The 2,152-nt window shown below is 70.0% G+C and carries 1 protein-coding gene and 1 pseudogene; both read left to right on the top strand.

What is annotated here, in order from left to right; all coding sequences use genetic code 11:
- Window positions 1–829 (top strand): acyltransferase domain-containing protein (locus IF11_RS43055; protein ID WP_342342630.1); only part of this gene is annotated, 829 nt, incomplete at its 5' end.
- Window positions 715–2,152 (top strand): annotated as a pseudogene (locus tag IF11_RS39800) (SDR family oxidoreductase); the annotation flags it as partial. The gene IF11_RS43055 and the pseudogene IF11_RS39800, both read left to right, overlap by 115 nt.

Raw genomic sequence — 2,152 nt, 5'->3', positions numbered from 1 at the left:
CCTGTCGGTGGCCGCGCGGTTGGCGGAGCAGGGGCGTAAGACCACGCGTCTGCGTGTCTCGCACGCCTTCCACTCGCCCCTCATGCAGCCGATGCTGGATGACTTCCGTACGGTGGCGGAGGGGTTGTCGTTCGCGGCGCCCCGGATCCCGGTCGTCTCGAACCTGACCGGCGCCCTGGCGTCGGCCGAGGAGCTGTCCTCGCCCGAGTACTGGGTACGGCATGTCCGGGAAGCCGTCCGCTTCGCCGATGGCGTGCGGACGCTGGCCGAGCAGGGCGTGAGCACGTTCCTGGAGCTCGGCCCGGACGGTGTGCTGTCGGCCATGGCCCAGGAATCCGTACCGGACGGCGCCACGACCGTACCGATCCTCCGCAAGAGCCGGTCCGAGGAACTGTCGGCCGTCACCGCGATGAGCCAGTTGCATGTGCGTGGTGTCGTCGTGGACTGGGCCGGTTTCTTCGCCGGTACCGGGGCGTCGTGGGTGGATGTGCCGACGTACGCCTTCGAGCACCAGGCGTTCTGGCCCCGGAGCCTGCGCGGTGGTGCGGACGACGCGGCGGCGATCGGGCTGGTGTCGGCGGCGCATCCGCTGCTGAACGGTGTGGTGGAGCTGGCCGAGGGCGAGGGCGTGCTGTTCACGGGCCGGCTGTCGCGGGTGCCGGGGCCGGGGTTGATTTCGATGCGTCGGTGTGGCCGCCGGTGGGTGCCGAGCCGGTGGATCTGGATGGTTTCTACGATGCTCGGGCGGTCGAGGGCTTCGCGTACGGTCCGGTGTTCCAGGGGCTGCGGGCGGCTTGGAGCCGGGATGGCGAGATCTACGCGGAGGTGAGCCTGCCCGAGGACGCGCAGGGCGACGCGGTGGCCTTCGGCCTCCATCCCGCGCTGCTGGACGCCGGGCTCCACTCCGCCTGGTTCGTCGGCTCACCTGTCGACGGCTCGGATCGGCCGGGCGGTGGTGTCCCGTTCTCGTGGAGTGGGGTGTCGTTGCAGGCGTCGGGGGCTTCTTCGGTACGCGTGAGGCTGGCCCGTGGGGCTAATGGTGCCGTGTCGATCGCGGTGGCTGATGTGACGGGCGCGCCGGTCGCGTCGGTGGAGTCGCTGGCGATGCGGGCGCTGTCGGCGGAGGCTCTGGACGATGAGGGTGCGCTGACGAGGGACGCGCTGTTCCGGCTGGACTGGACACCGGTATCCGCCACGTCTGCCGGCACCTCGCAGACGATCGCGGTGGCGGGCCAGGACACCCTGGGCCTCATCGAAGCCCTGCGTGCTGCGGGAGCCGATCCCGAACTGGCCCCGGATCTTGCCGCGTTGGCCGCTGATGGGTCCTCGGCACCAGGTGTGGTGCTGATCCCGGTGGTCGGAGAGCTTGGTGCCAACACGGCTGAGGCGGCACGGGCGTTGACGCATCAGGTCCTGGGACAGCTTCAGGAGCGGTTGGCGGATGAGCGGTTCGCGGAGTCGCGGTTTGTCTTTGTGACGCGGGGTGCTGTGGGTGGCGCTGATGTGGCGGCTGCTGCGGTGCGGGGTCTCGTACGGTCGGCGCAGTCGGAGAATCCGGGTTGCTTCGGTCTGGTCGATCTCGACCCGGCCGAGCCGGTCGCTCTCCCGCTCTCGGTGCTGAACGCGGATGAGCCGCAAGTGATCGTGAGGGACGGCGAGGTCCTGGCCGGGCGTGTTGTGCGCGCGGCGGTGGCCGGGCTTGCGGCACACCAGGTCTGGGACGGCGACGGCAGTGTGCTGATCACCGGTGGTACGGGTGGTCTCGGCGCGGTCGTGGCGCGGCATCTGGTGGCGGAGCACGGGGTACGCAGGCTGCTGCTGGTGAGCCGTCGGGGCCTGGGCGCCGAGGGCGCCGAAGCACTGACCGACGAACTGACCGAGCGTGGCGCCGAGGTGTGGTGCATGCGGCGGGTGTGCTGGATGACGGTGTGGTCGGTTCGCTGACGCCGGAGCGGCTGGACACGGTCCTGCGGCCGAAGGCTGACGCGGCCTGGAACTTGCATGAACTGACGCACGGTCAAGATCTTTCCGCCTTCGTCGTGTTCTCGTCGATCGCCGCCCTGTTCGGTAGTGCGGGGCAGGGGAATTATGCGGCGGGTAACGCGTTCCTGGATGCGTTGATGGAGCGTCGTCGGGCTGAGGGTCTGCCGGG

The sequence above is a fragment of the Streptomyces scopuliridis RB72 genome, assembly GCF_000718095.1.
Taxonomy (GTDB): Bacteria; Actinomycetota; Actinomycetes; order Streptomycetales; family Streptomycetaceae; genus Streptomyces; species Streptomyces scopuliridis.
The sequence above is the reverse complement of the archived record's forward strand: the minus strand, read 5'-3'. Positions and strand labels throughout refer to the sequence as shown.